This window comes from Weissella sagaensis, from assembly GCF_005405285.1.
Taxonomy (GTDB): domain Bacteria; phylum Bacillota; class Bacilli; order Lactobacillales; family Lactobacillaceae; genus Weissella; species Weissella sagaensis.
The window spans coordinates 72715-90359 of sequence record NZ_BJDT01000003.1 but is presented as its reverse complement, the minus strand read 5'-3'; the positions used below and the strand labels follow the sequence as shown (position 1 = coordinate 90359).

At 34.2% G+C, this 17645-nt stretch carries 17 protein-coding genes, 1 pseudogene and 1 other annotated feature; of the genes and pseudogenes, 12 read left to right on the top strand and 6 right to left on the bottom strand.

The window, feature by feature from the left end; genetic code table 11:
* Window positions 1-151 precede the first annotated feature (151 nt).
* Window positions 152-2098 (bottom strand): alpha/beta hydrolase, encoded by a 1947-nt coding sequence (locus FFM55_RS04165; protein WP_137600541.1) that lies wholly within the window; start codon window positions 2096-2098, stop codon window positions 152-154.
* A 230-nt stretch (window positions 2099-2328) separates the two neighbouring features.
* On the opposite strand from FFM55_RS04165, the gene FFM55_RS04160 reads away from it, so the two are divergent.
* The 3 genes from FFM55_RS04160 (at window position 2329) to FFM55_RS04150 (ending at window position 6138) form a co-directional block, all read left to right on the top strand.
* Entirely contained in the window at window positions 2329-2997 is a 669-nt protein-coding gene (locus FFM55_RS04160) for a 2,3-bisphosphoglycerate-dependent phosphoglycerate mutase (protein ID WP_137600540.1), read from the top strand.
* A gap of 99 nt (window positions 2998-3096) precedes the next feature.
* Window positions 3097-3349 (top strand) — a binding site (T-box leader).
* 69 nt (window positions 3350-3418) lie between these two features.
* Entirely contained in the window at window positions 3419-4246 is an 828-nt protein-coding gene (locus tag FFM55_RS04155; RefSeq protein ID WP_137600539.1) for a MetQ/NlpA family ABC transporter substrate-binding protein, read from the top strand.
* Window positions 4247-4407: 161 nt separating this feature from the next.
* Window positions 4408-6138 carry an ABC transporter permease/substrate binding protein gene (locus tag FFM55_RS04150; protein ID WP_137600538.1) on the top strand — a complete coding sequence of 577 codons (1731 nt, stop codon included), beginning with the start codon at window positions 4408-4410 and terminating at the stop codon, window positions 6136-6138.
* Between the two features lie 91 nt (window positions 6139-6229).
* On the opposite strand, the gene FFM55_RS04145 is transcribed toward FFM55_RS04150, so the two are convergent.
* Window positions 6230-6643: an Hsp20/alpha crystallin family protein gene (locus FFM55_RS04145; protein WP_137600537.1), complete on the bottom strand. Its 414-nt coding sequence runs from the start codon at window positions 6641-6643 to the stop codon at window positions 6230-6232.
* 215 nt (window positions 6644-6858) lie between these two features.
* Between FFM55_RS04145 and FFM55_RS04140 the strand changes: the two genes are divergently transcribed.
* Window positions 6859-7677, top strand: a complete 819-nt coding sequence (locus tag FFM55_RS04140) for a Cof-type HAD-IIB family hydrolase (protein ID WP_137600536.1) — start codon at window positions 6859-6861, stop codon at window positions 7675-7677.
* A 98-nt stretch (window positions 7678-7775) separates the two neighbouring features.
* Here the strand turns inward: FFM55_RS04140 and FFM55_RS04135 are convergent, their stop codons facing one another.
* A complete protein-coding gene (locus FFM55_RS04135; protein WP_137600535.1) occupies window positions 7776-8636 on the bottom strand; it encodes a DUF975 family protein in 861 nt (286 codons plus the stop codon).
* Between the two features lie 242 nt (window positions 8637-8878).
* Here FFM55_RS04135 and FFM55_RS04130 point away from each other — a divergent pair, with 242 nt between their 5' ends.
* Window positions 8879-9610: a hypothetical protein gene (locus FFM55_RS04130; protein WP_137600534.1), complete on the top strand. Its 732-nt coding sequence runs from the start codon at window positions 8879-8881 to the stop codon at window positions 9608-9610.
* Window positions 9611-9737: 127 nt separating this feature from the next.
* Here FFM55_RS04130 and yaaA read toward each other — a convergent pair whose 3' ends face one another.
* Window positions 9738-10478, bottom strand: a complete 741-nt coding sequence (yaaA, locus tag FFM55_RS04125) for a peroxide stress protein YaaA (RefSeq protein ID WP_042493977.1) — start codon at window positions 10476-10478, stop codon at window positions 9738-9740.
* A gap of 27 nt (window positions 10479-10505) precedes the next feature.
* Window positions 10506-11093, bottom strand: coding sequence for a histidine phosphatase family protein (locus tag FFM55_RS04120; protein WP_042493980.1), 588 nt, complete (start codon window positions 11091-11093; stop codon window positions 10506-10508).
* Window positions 11094-11274: 181 nt separating this feature from the next.
* On the opposite strand from FFM55_RS04120, the pseudogene FFM55_RS04115 reads away from it, so the two are divergent.
* Window positions 11275-12363, top strand: a pseudogene (locus tag FFM55_RS04115) (glycerol dehydrogenase).
* Window positions 12364-12384: 21 nt separating this feature from the next.
* Window positions 12385-12546 (top strand): hypothetical protein, encoded by a 162-nt coding sequence (locus tag FFM55_RS09795; RefSeq protein WP_155982521.1) that lies wholly within the window; start codon window positions 12385-12387, stop codon window positions 12544-12546.
* Window positions 12547-12619: 73 nt separating this feature from the next.
* Here FFM55_RS09795 and FFM55_RS04110 read toward each other — a convergent pair whose 3' ends face one another.
* Window positions 12620-13171, bottom strand: a complete 552-nt coding sequence (locus FFM55_RS04110; protein ID WP_042493982.1) for a DNA-3-methyladenine glycosylase I — start codon at window positions 13169-13171, stop codon at window positions 12620-12622.
* A 175-nt stretch (window positions 13172-13346) separates the two neighbouring features.
* Between FFM55_RS04110 and FFM55_RS04105 the strand changes: the two genes are divergently transcribed.
* The 5 genes from FFM55_RS04105 (at window position 13347) to purC (ending at window position 17642) form a co-directional block, all read left to right on the top strand.
* Entirely contained in the window at window positions 13347-14675 is a 1329-nt protein-coding gene (locus FFM55_RS04105) for a Y-family DNA polymerase (RefSeq protein ID WP_137600533.1), read from the top strand.
* A complete protein-coding gene (locus FFM55_RS04100) occupies window positions 14668-15051 on the top strand; it encodes a hypothetical protein (protein ID WP_042493986.1) in 384 nt (127 codons plus the stop codon). The genes FFM55_RS04105 and FFM55_RS04100 overlap by 8 nt, the downstream gene beginning before the upstream one ends.
* A 245-nt stretch (window positions 15052-15296) precedes the next feature.
* Window positions 15297-15788 (top strand): 5-(carboxyamino)imidazole ribonucleotide mutase, encoded by a 492-nt coding sequence (purE, locus tag FFM55_RS04095; RefSeq protein ID WP_042493988.1) that lies wholly within the window; start codon window positions 15297-15299, stop codon window positions 15786-15788.
* A complete protein-coding gene (gene purK / locus FFM55_RS04090) occupies window positions 15781-16902 on the top strand; it encodes a 5-(carboxyamino)imidazole ribonucleotide synthase (protein WP_081839329.1) in 1122 nt (373 codons plus the stop codon). Before purE ends, purK begins: the two co-directional genes overlap by 8 nt.
* A gap of 2 nt (window positions 16903-16904) precedes the next feature.
* Window positions 16905-17642 carry a phosphoribosylaminoimidazolesuccinocarboxamide synthase gene (gene purC, locus FFM55_RS04085; RefSeq protein WP_137600532.1) on the top strand — a complete coding sequence of 246 codons (738 nt, stop codon included), beginning with the start codon at window positions 16905-16907 and terminating at the stop codon, window positions 17640-17642.
* Window positions 17643-17645: the final 3 nt, after the last annotated feature.

The window sequence follows — 17645 nt, the reverse complement described above, 5'->3', positions numbered from 1 at the left end:
TAGCAATTTAGTTAAAAAACAATGAATTAAAAGCTCATCCATTTTTAATCATTATAACACTATCAAATGGCAGACTTATGATTTATTTTCACTAAATTTGTGGCATTATAATAAGCACAAAACAACTTGTTCTGTGCTTATTGAGTAGCTATTAATGATGCCATAAATAATTGTTTAATTCATGGCTAACGGTTGGATTATCCGTGTGCAAACGACTATGCTGACCAGTATTACCATTAACAACAAATTCTTGATATGATTTAGCATTATTTGAAACTAAGTATCGTAAGGATTTAACAGATTGTATGGTGACCAGACCGTCTGATTGGCTACCATCTTTTAAATTACCGTAGATATTTAATACGCGTGTATTAGTTGGAAAATCATTTTTATATTTCAATAATGCTTGATACTCATCGTGGATAATTTTAGGACGCCCATCTTCTTGAAGTTGATTCTGATGTGATTGATCAGTCCAGAGTTTAGCTAATTTACCACTTGTTGGTTGGTTACGGTGCCCTTTATTTAAAATACCATTATAAGGACCGGCAAGAAGTGCCATCTTATTGACTTGTGGTAGCTGTGGGTTAGCTCCCCAATGAATCCCATAATAAACCCAAGCATAAGCACCCATTGAATGACCAACGGCATTAAATTCAGTAATATTATATTTTTGTTGTAAGTATTTTACAATACGATATAGTCCTTGTGCATAACGAACCTCACCAACTTGATTATTATCAAATTGGACTAAAATAATGGGGTTATTTTTTTGACCAGTTAAGTGACCTTGTATTTGAAGTTGATTATGATGATCAACATGAATAATCATTTCTTCAGTCGCAATTTGTTGTTCAGTTGCTGTTTTCACTAATCCCTGTTCAGAACGAATACTACTTGCCCAACCATGCATATAGATAGTTGGGGTGCTTGACATTGTGTAATGCTTAACAATTTGATTTGTTTGATGATAAAGGTAAACCACGCCTGCTAAACTAATTAACATTAAACTAGCTACTATTGGCATACCTATCTTTAGATATTGTTGTTGGTGAATACTTAGATATTGTTGCAACTTCATATAATTGGGGGTGCCTTTAATCTTTTGTAAAATTAGGGCTAATAAAATGGGGGCAGCTAGTCCAATAATGATTCTAAAATACCAATTATTTGTAAAAACCATTAAAGTTGTTATATCAAAAGCAGCACGATGATAGAACATGATAGTATCAGTATGCTTACCAATAAATATTAAGGGAGCAAATTCTCCTAGATGTTCAAGTCCTTCACAGATAATAAAAACAAGTAAACATAAGATTGGTGGAATAATGAGTGCTTGGAAACCACTTTGAATATTAGAAGATTTCAACCAGAGCACAAAATTAAGTTTATCTTGCGTATATAGGTAGATAAGGCCAATAAAAAAGAGACTTGCAACAATGGCATAGGTGATTTTATAAGACCACTTTATTTTTGGAAAGACTTTGAAGAGGTAATGTCCCAATAACATCCAAAAGACAGCTAACAATGATATTTGAGCATTCCACGGGAAATCAGTATGCCCAAAGAATGTGATATCTTGAAAAGCGATACCTAACATAAATAAACCACCCGCAATTAAAAATTGCCACCAAATTGATTTAATTGCTGATAACAAGATGGTTGTCATAAAAATGGCTAGCATATAGGTTGTCATATACCAAAAGACACTCAAATAATTATTTAAAGTACTACCACCATAGATTAGACGTCCAAAATAAGCGAATGTGTAATCCCAAGATTGTTGTCTAAAAAAGTGGCTCAGAATAATTAAGATTGAACCATTTAACAGATAAGCAATTAATAAGGGCTTGATTTTGTGACCTAATAAATAGCGCCAACCTTTAATATTAAAATTTATTTTCTTAAGAAAAAAACCACCAATCATAAAAAATAGTGGCATATGCCACCAATAAATGGCATTATAGGCAATGTCAAGACCTTGGCCTGCAACATCGTTGATTGCATGACCTGCAACAACGGCAATAATGCCGAAACACTTGGCATAGTCAGCCCAAAGAATTCTAGTATTTTTTGTTTGTTTAACTGTTGATACCATAAAAGGTTTTAGAGTCTCCTTTAATTTTTTATTACTTAACAGTAAGTCATCTAACTAAAATAACGCATTTTTCAAAAAAATTCTTAAATTAACAAGGATATTGGGAGAATTTTATAAAAAATAATATATTTTATGTGAAGATACCGAATATTATATGTTTGAGTCACGAATGTTTGTTATTGTAGGGTATATAAATATGGGGATGGTTAAAGATAGATGGAGGAGTGCTAATGGTTAAATTAATTTTAATGCGTCATGGGGAAAGTACTGCTAATATGCAAAATACTTTTACGGGGTGGACAGATGCACCTTTAACACATAAGGGACAAAGGCAGGCCTATGAAGCCGGACTAACATTAAAGCAAACGGCTATTCAAATTGATGATGTTCATACATCAATGTTAAAGCGCACGATTATGACAGCCTTGATTGTTTGTGATGTTTTAAATATCAACTGGGTACCAATTTTTAAAACATGGCGGTTAAATGAACGTCATTATGGTGCATTAGCTGGTTTAGATAAAGATGCGGCGCGACAACAATATGGCCGTAAACAAGTTGAACGTTGGCGTCGAGGATTTATGGATGTACCACCAACTTTAATCAAACAAGAACATCAACAGGCTTATGATCGAATTGGAGTTGCAATACCATTAGCAGAGAGTCTTGCGATGACGCAACAACGCCTATTACCATATTGGCATACTAGCATAGCACCTAAACTTCAACTTGGACGTAATGAGTTTATTGTTGCACATGGTAGTAGTCTTCGGGTATTAATTAAATATTTAGAACATGTACCTGATGATGAACTTGAACAAATTAAGATTCCAAATGGTAAGCCCATTATTTATACGCTAGATGAACAACTACGAGTAGTAGATAAGCAAATACTATAATAAATTATAGTGTTTTATTGCATGGTTGTTGGTTACTTGTGGTTAAATAAGTTTTTTCTAATAAACTTATTGACTTTTCATTTAACGGCAAATATAATATAAACAACGATGACGAGGTAAGTAATCAATCTTTAATTGTTCAGAGAATTGCGGTTTGGTGGAATGCAATCAATGGGGATGGTGAAAATGGCCTTAGAGTGGGTGAAATAGCGAGTTTATGTAAATAAGTTATTTCCGGGTGCGCCCGTTATTGCGCTAGAGTATTACCGTATTTTTGCGCGTACTTAATTGAGTGTTCAGGTAATTATTGAACAGAACTCGGGTGGTAACACGATAATTAATCGTCCCGTTGTATGACATGTATAGTGTCATACAACGGGATTTTTTTAGCAATTTAATAATAATTAGAGGAGAAATCGTTATGAAAAATGGGATTAAATTTGGGGTAGTATCAGCAATTGCACTATTGGTTACTTCAGCAGGGTTGCCAGTTGTAACGGCTAATGCTGCTACAACTAAAACTGTTACAGTCGGGGTTGTTGGTGATACGTCACGTGAATTATGGGAGCGCATTGGTAAACGGACGCAAAAGGAGCATGGCATTAAAATTAAGTTGAAGGAATTCAACGATTATGTTAAGCCAAATCAAGCATTGGCAGACGGAAGTTTAGATTTAAACGCCTTTCAAACAAAAATATTTTTTGATGATCAGAATAAAAAATTAGGCAATAAATTAAAGTCAATTGGTAAAACAGTTGTTGTGCCAATGCGGATGTATTCACTAAAGGTAGATAAAGTCGATGATATTAAACAAGGTGCTAGCATTGTTGTGCCAAACGATGCAACTAACGAAGCACGTGCATTAGATGTTTTAGTACAAGCTAAATTAATTAAATATAACAAGAAGGTAACTGATCCAACCGTTAAGGATATTACTTCAAATCCCAAAAAATTAGACATTAAAGAAGTGGATGCTGGTCAAGCAGTTTCAGCATTGCAGACGGCAGACGCTGGTGTTATTAATGGAAATTTTGCTCATGATGCTAATTTAAAGGATAAAGATATTTTAGTTGAACAAAATCTGAAGAAGAACATTGCGCCATACATTAACTTAATTGCGGCACCAAAAGATAAAGCTAATAAAAAAGTATATAAGCAAATTGTGAAAGCTTACCAAACAAAAGAAACTAAAGCAGATATCAAAGAATTATTTGATAATTCACAATATGCAGCTTGGAATCTAAAATAACGTTTTAAGTCTTGTGTTTTAAGTGCACAAGACTTTTTTATACGCTTGGCTAGATCATTAGCGTTTGACTTAACTGACAACTTTATGTTTATAATAGGGTTGTCAGTTTAAAAATTATAAATATTATATGATAATCAAACAAGTTAAGGAGGAGATATAAAATGTTTGTTTTAGCAAATTTATTCACCAAAATCCCCCTGGACTCATGGGTTGATAGTGGTGTTAATTGGTTAACTAATCATTTGAGTGGTTTTTTTGATGTTATTCAAAATGGTGGTAATGCCGTTATGAATAACATGACAGATATATTAACAGCAATTCCAATTTGGCTATTTATTGTTGGGATGACATTGATTGTGAGTGTCTTGTCGCATAAAAAATGGGGTTTTCCTTTGTTTACATTAATTGGACTATTAATTATTGCAAACCAAGGTTTATGGTCTGATTTGATGAATACGTTCACGTTGGTTATTATGGCCAGCCTATTATCAGTGATAATTGGGGTCCCATTGGGAATTTGGATGTCTAAGAATGAGACAGTTAATAAAATTATTCAACCCATTTTGGACTTTATGCAGACAATGCCGGCCTTTGTATACTTGATACCAGCAGTAGCGTTCTTTGGTATTGGTGTTGTACCTGGTGTATTTGCTTCAGTTATCTTTGCGTTGCCACCAACAGTTCGTATGGCATGTTTAGGTATTAAGCAAGTGCCAACCGATTTAGTAGAAGCAGCTGAATCGTTTGGGTCAACAGGTTGGCAAAAGTTGTTTAAACTGGAATTACCACTAGCAAAGGGCACTATTTTTTCTGGTATTAATCAAACGCTGATGCTTGCGTTATCAATGGTTGTGGTAGCTTCAATGATTGGAGCACCTGGTCTTGGACGTGGTATTCTATCAGCCGTGCAAGGTGCAGATGTTGGTAAGGGATTTGTTAATGGTATTTCATTAGTCGTCTTAGCTATCATTATGGATCGATTAACACAAAAAATTAATCAAACGTCTAAACCAAAAGTAGCAACACCTAAACATCATTGGAAACTTTGGACCATATTAGCAACACCTATTGTTATGGTGGGAACTGGTTTTGTGACGACATTTACGTCAGCTAGTTCGCAAAAGGAAACGGTCAAGATTGCGTATACGCAATGGGATTCTGAAGTTGCTTCAAGTAATGTTTTGGCACAAGCGTTACGCCAACATGGTTATGATGTTGAGATGACGTCATTAGATAATGCGATTGTATGGCAGTCGGTTGCGAATGGCGAATCAGATGTCTCTGTTTCGGCTTGGTTACCAACCACCCATGCAGCACAATACAAAAAGTATAAAGACCAATTAGATATGTTAGGACCTAATTTAAAGGGTGCTACAAATGGTTTGACTGTACCAACGTATATGACTAATGTTAATAGTATCGAAGATTTGCAAGACCAAGCAGGTAAGCAAATTACGGGTATTGAACCTGGAGCTGGTATTTCAAAGCTGGCAAAGGATACTATTAAAGCATATGGTTTAGATAAAAAAGGATGGCAACTTTCTGAATCATCAACTGGTGCAATGACAGTTGCTTTGGGAAAGGCAATTAAAGCTAAACAAGAAATTATTGTGACCGGTTGGCAGCCACATTGGATGTTCCAAAAATATGATTTGAAATATTTAAAGGATCCTAAGAAAACGATGGGTAGTGAAGAAGCAATTAATACAATTGCTCGTCAAGGATTGAAGGAAGATAAACCAGATGCCTATAAAGCACTAGATAAATTCCACTGGACTAAGGAAGATATGTCTAGTGTTATGCTTGATATGGATAATGGTATGTCACCTAAAAAAGCTGCTAACAAGTGGATTAAGAATCACCAATCACAAGTAGATAGTTGGTTTAAATAATTAGCATAAAAAAGACCTGGTCGTTACTGAGATAATAGTAGCCACCAGGTCTTTTTGAGCTTTTAAGTTATGTTGAGTTTAAATAATTAAATTAATCAATTGAAATCCGATGATTATTTGACGTTTCAGATTTTGGTAGGGTTACTTGCAAAACACCATCTGATACTTTAGCGTTAATTTTATTGAAATCAACGCCAGGTAAGTAGTAGCTACGTTGAATGTGTCCTTCAGAACGCTCACGAGTTAATATATTATCATTTTCATCCGTATCAGTTTTAGAAGCCTGTTTTGTAGCAGAAATTGTTAACGTATCACCCTGATAGCTTAAATTAATATCATCTTTATTAATTCCAGGAACATCAACTGATACTTTATAATGATTGTCTGAAGCCACAACATCACTCTTTAACTGTTGAGTAAATGGTGTTAAATGATTAAAATCATTGAAGAAATGGTTCCAATCGTGAAACATACCATTGAATTGATTTGATAACTCATTTGCCATAATAACAACCTCCAAACTAGTTTAATCTTTATAAACGTTGAGGTTAGATAGCTTTAACCTAACCTCTATTTTTATTGTAGTAGCTAAAATTTAAATTTTCAAGGGGTATTTTGAAAAAAGATAAATTTTAGTAAGGCATGTTATAATAGTGGCTGTTAATACTAATTACCTAAGCGATTTAGCTGATATTGTAAAATATAGTGGGGGAAAACTTAATGACAATTAGGCTTGTTGCGCTGGATGTAGATGACACATTGTTGAATTCACAGGGTCATATTTTAGCGAGCACAAAAAATGTATTACAAACCATCTTAAATAACGGGGTGAAGGTGGTTTTATGTTCAGGACGGCCACTCAGAGGAATTCAATCATTTTTAGACGAATTAGGTATTGGTGGATCTGATCAATATGCGATTACATATAATGGTAGTGTTATTGAATCATTAGCAGGGGATATTTTGTCGCAAAAAGGGTTATCTAATGAAGAATATCGTCATATTGATGCTTATGCTAATAAACAACATATTCAGTACTATGTCTTAGATCAGGATGGGGAAGTTTATACAAGTAATCATGACGTTAGTCGAATTGCAGTTATTCAGGCTTGGGAAAACGATGCTGGTATTTTAATTAGAAAACCTGACGAATTAGCAAATGATTTTACAATCGTTAAAGCTGCGTTTGTTGGTGAAAAAACGACCTTAGATCAAGCTGAAGCTGGCGTGCATAAGGTGTTTGATAATAAAAATTATGTCGTTAGAGCAGCTGATAATTTTTTGGAAGTGATGCACCAATCTGTTAACAAGGGAAATGCATTAAGACAATTAACCTCTGAATTGGGTATTTCACCAGCAGAAGTTATGGTATTTGGTGATGAAAAAAATGATATTCCAATGTTTGATTTTGCTGGTTTGGCGGTTGCCATGGGAAATGGATCGGCAGCAGCAAAAGAACATGCTAACTATGTGACTAATTCGAATGATGAAGATGGTATTGCTAATGCACTACAAAAGTTGGTCTTTGAAAAAGAATAAATGATATAGAAAAAACGGCAATCTACCATATTTGGTTGTAAAGGGCCCCATAATTGTTAGACATAAAAAGCTAACGATTATGAGGCCCTTTTGCATAGCTAATATGTTGAATGGGGTTGTAGGATAACTGCCTGGATAGTTTCAGGTTTATGAGTTATTTCTGTTGCTTGTACGTCTTTATTTATCAAGTCATAATAACCAGCTAATGTTAAATAGATATAAGGCATAACATAGCAGCTAGCTAATCCTAAAGTGATAACGATTAACAAAAACCACCAAAAGAAACTAAGGTGCATCACAAAAATTTCCCAACGGTGACCTTTTGTTAAGTCACGTGATTTGGCAACTAGCTTGAAGCCTTTCATTGAAGAATTATCTAAACTAATGAAAGGAATGAAAATGTACTTATATTGCTTCATGATGTAAATGATGCCAAATAAGATAAACATAATAAAGCTAATCATGAAGATAACTATAAGGATTGTGGGAATACTTGAATTAATGACAAGTGATAAAAGCATCGCAAGACCAGATGCTTCAATACCTATTTCACCAATTCCTACCAATAATGCCCAGCCAACTAAGAATAGAAATGTCATCCAGATACTTAACCAGATAGTTTTTTGCCATTTTTTAGAAAAATATGTTTTAAACCATGAATCTATTGGTTTCGCAGAAGTGGTTTCATTGCGCATTTGTTTCAATGCTTGATACTCAGCAACATAAATGGTGTAAGCCGTAATAATTGCGAAAATCAGACTAAATAATGCAGCAAAAAGCGATTGCCCGGCGGTCTCTTTTTGCCCTTCAGTCAGATAAGAATAGATGAATATGATATACATGATTATCATCCAGGGAACCATTAAACCAATGTTTCCCCATAAATCTTTGTGCAAAGATTTTTTGGCCTGTTGCTTTATTTTTTTTCGTACAGCTTTACGATTGTAAGCTTGATTCATAATGATTATCTCCTTAATAATATAAATTTCATTATCTTACTAGGGTAACATAGACAAAGTATGATTGCATTTGACACGGTTTATATTTAAATTTCATACAAAAGACAATTGGTAATAATTGCTTAATGTAGCGGATGGGGACAAGATACTGTATGCTATAACATATTATAAGAATTACTGCGTTAAAAATTTTTAAATAAAAGGATAATATGGCACTTCGCTAAGTTGGTAAGGAGAATCTTATGCAAATTGAAGCTGAAATGACGGTTACGACAGATGTTGTTAAGCTAGTATTTAACAATAAACAGGGTGAACTCTATATTCATCACAATTTTAAATATAATCAAGCGGTGTCAGGGCTTTATCTAAACTTTAAAAACAGAAAGCTTCAGTCTGCTAGTTTACAACCTGCTGATCATGGGACAATCATTCAACTATTGCCACCTAAAAATATTAATCAAAATGAGTTATTAGAAAATATTCAGGAAACAATAAGTAATAAGAAACTTACCCCAGTTGGTGATAATCAAAATCTCATTGGTTATGTAGAAAAAATCATGTTGATTCTGGATCAATTTATGTATCCACTAATTCCTAAAACAAAAACCTTTAAAAAAACGCAACATCGTTGGAAAAAGTCGATAGCTGATGTTACTTTTATGGTGGATGCATTTGATAGCAAAGCAACTATTTTCTGGCAGAAGCGTAACGAGATGCGTATTGTTAAAGGAGCTACTTTACGCACAAAATATCCGCTAAATAAAGATGGTTCTATTGGGTTAGATGCTCGTATGGGAACACAGTTACGTCAAGAACAAGCAAGTAAAGTCGAAAAATTTACCACGACAGAAGACATTATTTTAAAGAGTGTTAATGAAGTTGGCCTTTTCCTTTATTTTGGTGGTACTAACAGCTGGCTAGTATTAAAAGACGTCACTAATAAGACTATCGATGAGTATGCTATTGTTAAATAATGAATCACGAGTAATCGTGGCTCACTTTATTATTGATAGAGTCGTCTTGAATCAGCCGTGAGAGATTAAAAAGTCTAAGAACTATTGCTTAAATGAGTTCTTAGACTTTTTGTTTAGTTAATCAGTTTTAATGATAGATAAAAACTAATTTATGATCAGTTGATTGTGATGCATCAAAAGAATATACGGCTGTTTTAAATTGTTTCAGTTTATCAATCGTTGTCAGTTGATTTTCAACAATAAAACGTACCATTTCACCACGAGCCATTTTAGCATCAGTAGCTTTAACTTTTAGTTTCCCGGCTACAATGTGTGCAAATATAATATCAATAAATTCGTCTTCAGGCTGTAAAAAAGGGCGTATCGATTGTGCATATTCTTTAGATGCTAAATTAATAATCGGTTCATGATTATGAATCATTTGGTATAATGTGTCTCCCCAGAATTCATAAAGATTGCGACTATCGTTAATTTTTAACCGGGATTTCATCTCTAGACGATAAGGTACAATACCGTCAAATGGGCGTAATACACCGTAAAAAGCAGATAAAATCCATAAATGATTTTGAAGATAAGATAATGCTTGTTCACTTAAAACATTTGGTGCCATATATTGATACTGAATACCAGTATAACTGAATATTGCAGGTGTTAATGCGGTATTTGAATTTGTGTGATGAAGTTGATTATAGTTTTCAGTTGTTAATTTATCACTAGTTTGCCATAATTTTTTGAGCTCATCATAAGAAAGTGACAATAGTTTTTGTTGAATTATTAAGGATTGTTCTAAGTAACATGGCGTATTAATCGGTGTAAAACTGTCTTGATCAACCGTCATTTTTTTAGCAGGCGAAATAATAATTTGCATGTTAATTAATCTCCGTTAATCAGTGGATTAAATCTGTTTTACGTTAATTGCTTCAATAAACTTAAATTCTTTATTTGAATAGGCAAATTTTAAAATGCAGCAATTATGAAAATTAGGGACTTGTTTTTGGATTTCTTCAAACGGCAACCATTTTTTTAGAAAAACAAAGCAAGCGCCACCATGACTAACGGCTAAAACGCGTTTATGATCGGGTTTTTCCATTATTTCTGTTAGTGTCTGATTCATTCTTTGTTGCACTTGAATATCCGATTCACCACCAAATGGGACAAAAAAATCACCATAGGAATGACGAATTGGATCATTTTGTGGATTAAGTTGTTCACTTTGACCTTCAAAAACGCCAAAATGCCATTCTTTTAATCCTTTTAATCTTGTATAAGGTTGATCTGTAATATTTTCGAGCGTGTCACTTGCTCGTTCTTGTGTCGAAGCATAAGCATGGTCAAAAGTTAGATTAATTTGTTCAAAATAATGGCCAACTTCTTGAGCATCTGTGATACCTTGTGGTGTAAGTGGTGAGTCACTAGCACCTTGAATACGGTGCAATTGGTTGAATAATGTTTGACCGTGGCGCATTAGATAAAGTTCTTTCATATTAAGCTATTCCTCTCTTTATTATGTCATATCTATTATCTAATAATATTTGAATATTCACAATTTTAAGAGTATTTTGATTCTAAATGTTAGTAAGCATATCAGTAGCTATCTAATTCAGATATTGTTAAACTATATATAGTGAAATGATTCACAATATGGTTATTTGGGGGAAATTATGATTAAAGCATTTTCAAGTCCAGCACATTATGTACAAGGTAATGATGTATTCAGTCATCCAAAGGAATATTTTGAAAATTTAGGAAAGCAACCGCTATTGCTTTGTGATGATATTGTCTGGTAAATTGTGGGTAAAACATTAAATCAAACATTATCAAGTAATTTTATAGTAACGCATGTTAATTTTGGTGGTGAAGCTTCTGAAGAAGAAATTATGCGTGTGGTTGAAATTGGTAAGCATGCCGATAACGATTTTATTATTGGTTTAGGTGGTGGTAAGACGCTCGATACAGCAAAAAATATTGCTGATAAATTAGCAGTGCCGGTGGCTATTTTACCAACAGTGGCATCGACTGATGCGCCATGTTCAGCTTTGTCAGTGTTATACACACCAGAAGGACAATTTACAAATTATGCTTTCTATGATAAAAATCCAGACATCGTGTTGGTCGATACAAAAGTTATTGCTAATGCCCCAGTCAGAAACCTAATTGCAGGTATTGGAGATGCTATGGCAACAAATATTGAAGCACAAGATGTTGCCAAGGGGCATAATAAATCAATGCTGGGTCAAGCACCAACTTTAGCCTCATTAGCAATTGTACAAACATGTGAAGACAATTTGTTTGCCCATGCTCACGAGGCTGTAGCAGCAGCTGAAGCACATGTTGTGACACCGGCTTTGGAAACAGTTGTTGAAGCCAATACATTGTTAAGTGGTATTGGTTTTGAAAGTTCTGGACTGGCTGCTGCACATGCGATTTACAATGGCTTCACAGTATTGTCTGGTGAAAGTGAAACCATGATGCACGGCGAGAAAGTTGCTTATGGGTATTTATGTGAGTTAATGTTGAACAATGTACCAACTGAGACATTGAATAAATATATTAATTTTAATCAATCACTTGGTTTGCCAACTACTTTGGCAGATTTACATCTAGAAGATGCTACTTATGAAGATTTCTTAAATGTTGGTAAGCAAGCCACTATTCCTTCTGAGACAATTCATCAAATGCCATTTGAAGTCACAGCTGAAGATGTTGCAAATGTTATTATAGCAGTTGATAGTTATGTTAAGTCTCGAAAATAATTAATTGTAAAAGGAGACGTTATGACTGATTCAAAGAAGCAACGTGAAATATTAGCGGCTAACGAAAATTCAACGGAACGAGATAAATTAAATAGAGAATTTAAAAGAGTTGCAAAATCATTGCCTAGGCAAAAAGTAACGCAAGCTGATTTAGCAGCGATGATTAAGCATGATGAATGGTAAGGTTTATTTGCCTTTAAACATAATAAAAGGCGTCCAACACTTTGTATGTCGGACGTCTTTTATTATGGGCAGATTATTTTTTAAAGCAATTTATTTGATGATCGTTTATAATACCTGCTGCTTGAAGAAATGAGTAAGTGGTAACAGGGCCAGCATAGGCGAAGCCGGCTTTTTTTAGCTGCTTACTTACAATCAGTGCTAGTTGATCATATTTGGGAATTGATTCAGATGATGCATAGTGATGGATGATTGTATGATTACCTGTAAAGGACCAAACATATTCACTAAATTGATTATTAGGGAATTTCGTTTGCATAATTTTAGCATTATTAATGGTGGCTATTATTTTACGTTTATTACGAATAATACCGCTATTGTGCATTAAACTTATGATTTTGTCATTATCATAGTGGGCTATTTTTTCAAAATCAAAGTTATCAAATGCCTGTTTAAAATTTTCTCGTTTATTTAAAATAAGTTGCCAGCTTAGACCGCTTTGAAATGCTTCTAGGGTCAACAACTCAAAAAGTTGTTGACTTGTTGTTGTTGGGACACCCCATTCAGTATCATGATAATCTTTTAATAATTGATTACCATTTTGTGCCCAATTACAGCGTTGTTTCATAATTGTTTGCTCCTTATCATCGTGTCGAAATTAAAGGGAAAGTGTTTGTACTTATTAAAATTTTACCGCAAATAACGATAAATATACTAGCCGTAAAATTTTATTGATTAATCAGTTAGTTAGGTTTAAACTAATTTTGTACAGTTAAACTTATTTAATGGATTGGAGGAGAGTTATGAATTTTTCAGACGTAACTTGTCATGAAATGAGAAGAAAAGTTATGGTGATTGATTCAAAAAGCTTTTACGCAAGTGTAGAAAGTGCCGATCGTGGCTTAAACCCCTTAACTTCATTATTAGTAGTTATGAGTCAACAGGCAAACACTAATGGGGGACTTGTATTAGCTGTTTCCCCTCGTGCAAAAAAAGAATTGGGTATTAAAAATGTCATGCGTCAACGTGATGTTCCAAAAGATTCTCGGTTGATTATTGTTCAGCCACGAATGAATCGTTATATTGCTGTAAATAAAAAAGTTAATGATATTTTTCGTCAATTTGTTGCTGAAGAGGATCTCCATTTATATTCCATTGATGAAAGTATTCTTGACGTGACAGATTCTTGGGAATATTTAAAATTTATTTATGGTAAGGATTTAACATTAAAGAAATTAGCACATATTATTCAGTTAAAAGTAAAAAAAGAACTAGGATTATATTTGACAGTTGGTATTGGCGATACACTTACAATGGCTAAAATTGCCTTAGATATTCAGGCGAAACACGATTGTGATTTCATTGGAGAATGGCATTTTGAGAATTTACCAGAACATTTATGGCCCATTACAAAGTTAGATACTGTTTGGAGTATTGGCAGTAAAACAGCTAAAAAATTAAATCGGTTGGGTATCTTTTCAATGTATGATTTAGCTATGGCAAGTCCATATTATCTTAAACAAAAAATGGGTATTCGTGGTGAAGAACTGTTTGCTTTAGCTTGGGGAGTAGATCGTAGCATTGTTAGTTGTAAACATAAAGTTAAAGCAGGAAATATTTCTAATAGTCAAGTGTTACCACGTGACTATAATGATATCCCCGAAATTAAAGTTGTTATTCGTGAAATTAGTGAACAAGTTGCTGCACGATTACGCGCCAAGCAATTAGCAGCTGGTACGGTATCATTATTTGTTGGTTATGCTTATGCAACAAGTGAACAAAAACAGATGCCTGGTTTTAATGTCCAAATGAAAATTGAACCATCAAATTTATCGCATGTTATTCATAACGCTTTAATTGATTTATTTGATGAACATTATACGGATGGCAACGTACGTAACTTAGGTGTATCTGTTGGTAAATTACAACCAGCAGGTTATGAGCAATTAGATTTATTAACGCCAGTTGTACAACAAATTAATGCTGCTAAAATTGATCAGGTCGTTGATGATATTAGAAAAAAATTTGGTGTCACGAGCTTAGTCAAACTGTCTTCGTTAAGCGCTGGCGGTACAATGATACAACGTGCAGGTTTAGTTGGTGGTCATAATGGCGGTAATACCTATGGATAATCAAGATAAATTAAATTATCAGTTGATAAATGCAGCTCATTTTTTTCAAAATGATTACCAAGATAGAGGTATGGTTAAATGGCAAGGCTATTTTCTTAGTGATCATACAGAGGACGTTGGTAAATACTCTAAAAATCGGCTGGATAACGTGAAGCGTCAAGATTATGAAGAAATGTCTGAGAAAGCAATTAGTCAATATTTAATGAAAGCTTTTGACCAACAATTTAAAGTAACCATTCAATCAAGGAATCACAATGATCAGGGGATTGTTAGTCCTTTGTATCATGGGAAAGTATTAGGTTTTCAAGATAATAATGTCGTGCTTTCAGATAATATACAAGTATTTCCATTACCTGATATTTTATATGTTAAATAATTAATGTAAACGAACGCTGTTGCAACAGTATTTGTGAAATTAGCCACCGTGTTTAAAAGCACGGGGCTTTTTTTATGGAGATTAGAACGTTTTGTCTAAAAACGAACTTAATTTTATTTTTTAGTATTTTTTTCGTTTTTTTATCAACAAATACGAACTAAACACGTTGACTTGCTTTTTAAAGTTCAGTATTATGAAGGTGAAAAACAGACGTTGTCATGGTGAAAGTCAAAAGTGAGGAATAAATGGTGGCAAATGAAGTTGCAGTATTGATGGGATCAATTTCGGATTGGTCAACAATGAAATTGGCGTGTGAACTACTTAAAAAGCTAGATATATCATTTGAAAAGAGGGTCATATCAGCACATCGAATGCCTAATGAATTACAGGAGTTTGGGGAAAATGCACGGACTAAAGGGATAAAAGTTATCATTGCAGGTGCAGGTGGTGCAGCTCACTTACCAGGTATGATTGCTGCTAATACGACGTTACCTGTGATTGGTGTTCCAATTAAAACACGAACATTGAACGGTATAGATTCATTGCTATCAATTGTGCAAATGCCCACAGGAGCACCAGTTGCAACTGTTAGTATAGGTGATGCTGGTGCTAAAAATGCAGCTATTTTAGCAGCACAAATGTTGGGTATCACACAAGCAAGCGTCCAAGACAAGTTAATTGATTTAAAAGAAACACAACGTCAAGAAGCTATTGAAAGTGAGGCGCGTTTTGATTAAAACAATTTTGCCACCAGCAACAATTGGCATTGTAGGTGGTGGACAATTAGGGCAAATGATGGCTTTGAGTGCCAAAAGTATGGGGTATAAAGTTGGCATTTTAGATCCCACACCAGATGCACCAGCAGCACAAGTCGCTGATTTTCAAATCATAGCTAGCTATGATAATGAAGTCGCTTTATTAGAACTTGCCCATCGTAGCGCAGTATTAACCTATGAATTTGAAAATGTCGCAGAAGAAACATTACAGAAAGTAACGGCATATACATCTTTACCGCAAGGGGTTAATTTATTACATGTTAGTGGACAACGGTTAAGAGAAAAAAATTTTTTAAAAAATATACAAATTCCAGTAACCAATTTTGCCTCGGTTACTGATGCATCCTCATTAGAAATAGCCATTGAAAAAATAGGCTATCCGGCGCTTTTGAAAACAGTTAGTGGTGGTTATGACGGTCATGGTCAGTTAGATATTGATAAGCCAAGCGATATTATCAGGGCTGAACAATTATATAAGCGAACACCATGTATTTTAGAAGCTCGTCAGGAGTTTCAAGCTGAAGCATCAATGATGGTAACGCGCGACTTTAATCAACATGTTTTTACTTTTCCTTTAGTAGCAAATCAGCATAAGAATCATATTTTACATACGACGGTTGCAGCTAATCAATTTTCTGATACATTGCAGTACAACGCACAAATTTATGCTGAAAAAATTGCAAATAATCTTAACCTTTACGGTGTTCTAGGTATTGAGTTCTTTGTTATTAATGACCACGAATTGGTAGTTAATGAACTTGCACCACGACCACATAATTCTGGGCATTATACGATTGAAGCATGTAATATTTCACAATTTGAAGCGCATATTCGTAGTATTTGTGGCTTACCAATACCAGATATAAAACAAGCATATCCAGCTGTGATGCGCAATTTATTAGGAAATGACTTAACATTAGCGCGTGAAATGTTACATGATCATCCAGAGTGGCATTTTCATGATTATGGTAAAAGCGACATTAGACCTCAAAGAAAGTTAGGTCATATTACAGTTGTGGGTACTGATGTTAATGAACTATTGGCAACAACAGATATGATAAGGGGAGATAATTAACAATGGCTGAATTGGCAGAAATTAAAAAACAAGGGTTGTTATATCGGGGAAAAGCAAAGGAAATGTATACGACTAATCATTCCGATATTCTGTGGGTACACTATCTAGATCAGGTAACAGCACTAAATGGTAAACGTAAGGTTCAAATGACGGATAAAGGTAAGACAAATTGTGTTATTTCATCACAACTATTTACTGATTTACGTCATCAAGGTATTAAGAATCACTTTATTAAACAGTTGGATTTAACGGATCAATTAGTGCAGCGCGTGCAAATTATTCCTTTAGAAACAGTTATTCGCAATTATGCATCTGGTAGCTTTGTGAAGCGATACCAGACAGAATATTTACAAAAGTTTTCACAACCCGTCATCGAATTTTTTTATAAAAACGATGTATTAGATGATCCCTTTTTAAATGATGATGATGCTTTGGCTTTGGGACTTGCAACAAATGATCAAATATCAGAAATTCGTCAGATTGCTTTGCAAGTTAATCAACATTTGATACAAATTTTTGAAAAAATAAATGTTCAACTGGTCGACTTTAAACTTGAATTTGGGGTAACAAAAATGGGTACCGTTATTTTAGCAGATGAATTATCACCTGATAATTGTCGTCTAGTTGATGTTCAAACGAAACAGTCACTGGATAAAGATATTTTCCGTCAAGGGCTGGGTGAAATGGTGCCGGTTTATGAAAAAGTTTTGCAACGTTTACAGCAATCAGAGGAGGCCTAACAA

What these genes read in the sequence shown, in the direction of transcription:
- FFM55_RS04165 (WP_137600541.1), bottom strand. Translation starts at nt 2,098, where the DNA reads ATGGTATCAACAGTTAAACAAACAAAAAATACTAGAATTCTTTGGGCT.
- FFM55_RS04160 (WP_137600540.1), top strand. Translation starts at nt 2,329, where the DNA reads ATGGTTAAATTAATTTTAATGCGTCATGGGGAAAGTACTGCTAATATG.
- FFM55_RS04155 (WP_137600539.1), top strand. Translation starts at nt 3,419, where the DNA reads ATGAAAAATGGGATTAAATTTGGGGTAGTATCAGCAATTGCACTATTG.
- FFM55_RS04150 (WP_137600538.1), top strand. Translation starts at nt 4,408, where the DNA reads ATGTTTGTTTTAGCAAATTTATTCACCAAAATCCCCCTGGACTCATGG.
- FFM55_RS04145 (WP_137600537.1), bottom strand. Translation starts at nt 6,643, where the DNA reads ATGGCAAATGAGTTATCAAATCAATTCAATGGTATGTTTCACGATTGG.
- FFM55_RS04140 (WP_137600536.1), top strand. Translation starts at nt 6,859, where the DNA reads ATGACAATTAGGCTTGTTGCGCTGGATGTAGATGACACATTGTTGAAT.
- FFM55_RS04135 (WP_137600535.1), bottom strand. Translation starts at nt 8,636, where the DNA reads ATGAATCAAGCTTACAATCGTAAAGCTGTACGAAAAAAAATAAAGCAA.
- FFM55_RS04130 (WP_137600534.1), top strand. Translation starts at nt 8,879, where the DNA reads ATGCAAATTGAAGCTGAAATGACGGTTACGACAGATGTTGTTAAGCTA.
- yaaA (WP_042493977.1), bottom strand. Translation starts at nt 10,478, where the DNA reads ATGCAAATTATTATTTCGCCTGCTAAAAAAATGACGGTTGATCAAGAC.
- FFM55_RS04120 (WP_042493980.1), bottom strand. Translation starts at nt 11,093, where the DNA reads ATGAAAGAACTTTATCTAATGCGCCACGGTCAAACATTATTCAACCAA.
- FFM55_RS09795 (WP_155982521.1), top strand. Translation starts at nt 12,385, where the DNA reads ATGACTGATTCAAAGAAGCAACGTGAAATATTAGCGGCTAACGAAAAT.
- FFM55_RS04110 (WP_042493982.1), bottom strand. Translation starts at nt 13,171, where the DNA reads ATGAAACAACGCTGTAATTGGGCACAAAATGGTAATCAATTATTAAAA.
- FFM55_RS04105 (WP_137600533.1), top strand. Translation starts at nt 13,347, where the DNA reads ATGAATTTTTCAGACGTAACTTGTCATGAAATGAGAAGAAAAGTTATG.
- FFM55_RS04100 (WP_042493986.1), top strand. Translation starts at nt 14,668, where the DNA reads ATGGATAATCAAGATAAATTAAATTATCAGTTGATAAATGCAGCTCAT.
- purE (WP_042493988.1), top strand. Translation starts at nt 15,297, where the DNA reads ATGGTGGCAAATGAAGTTGCAGTATTGATGGGATCAATTTCGGATTGG.
- purC (WP_137600532.1), top strand. Translation starts at nt 16,905, where the DNA reads ATGGCTGAATTGGCAGAAATTAAAAAACAAGGGTTGTTATATCGGGGA.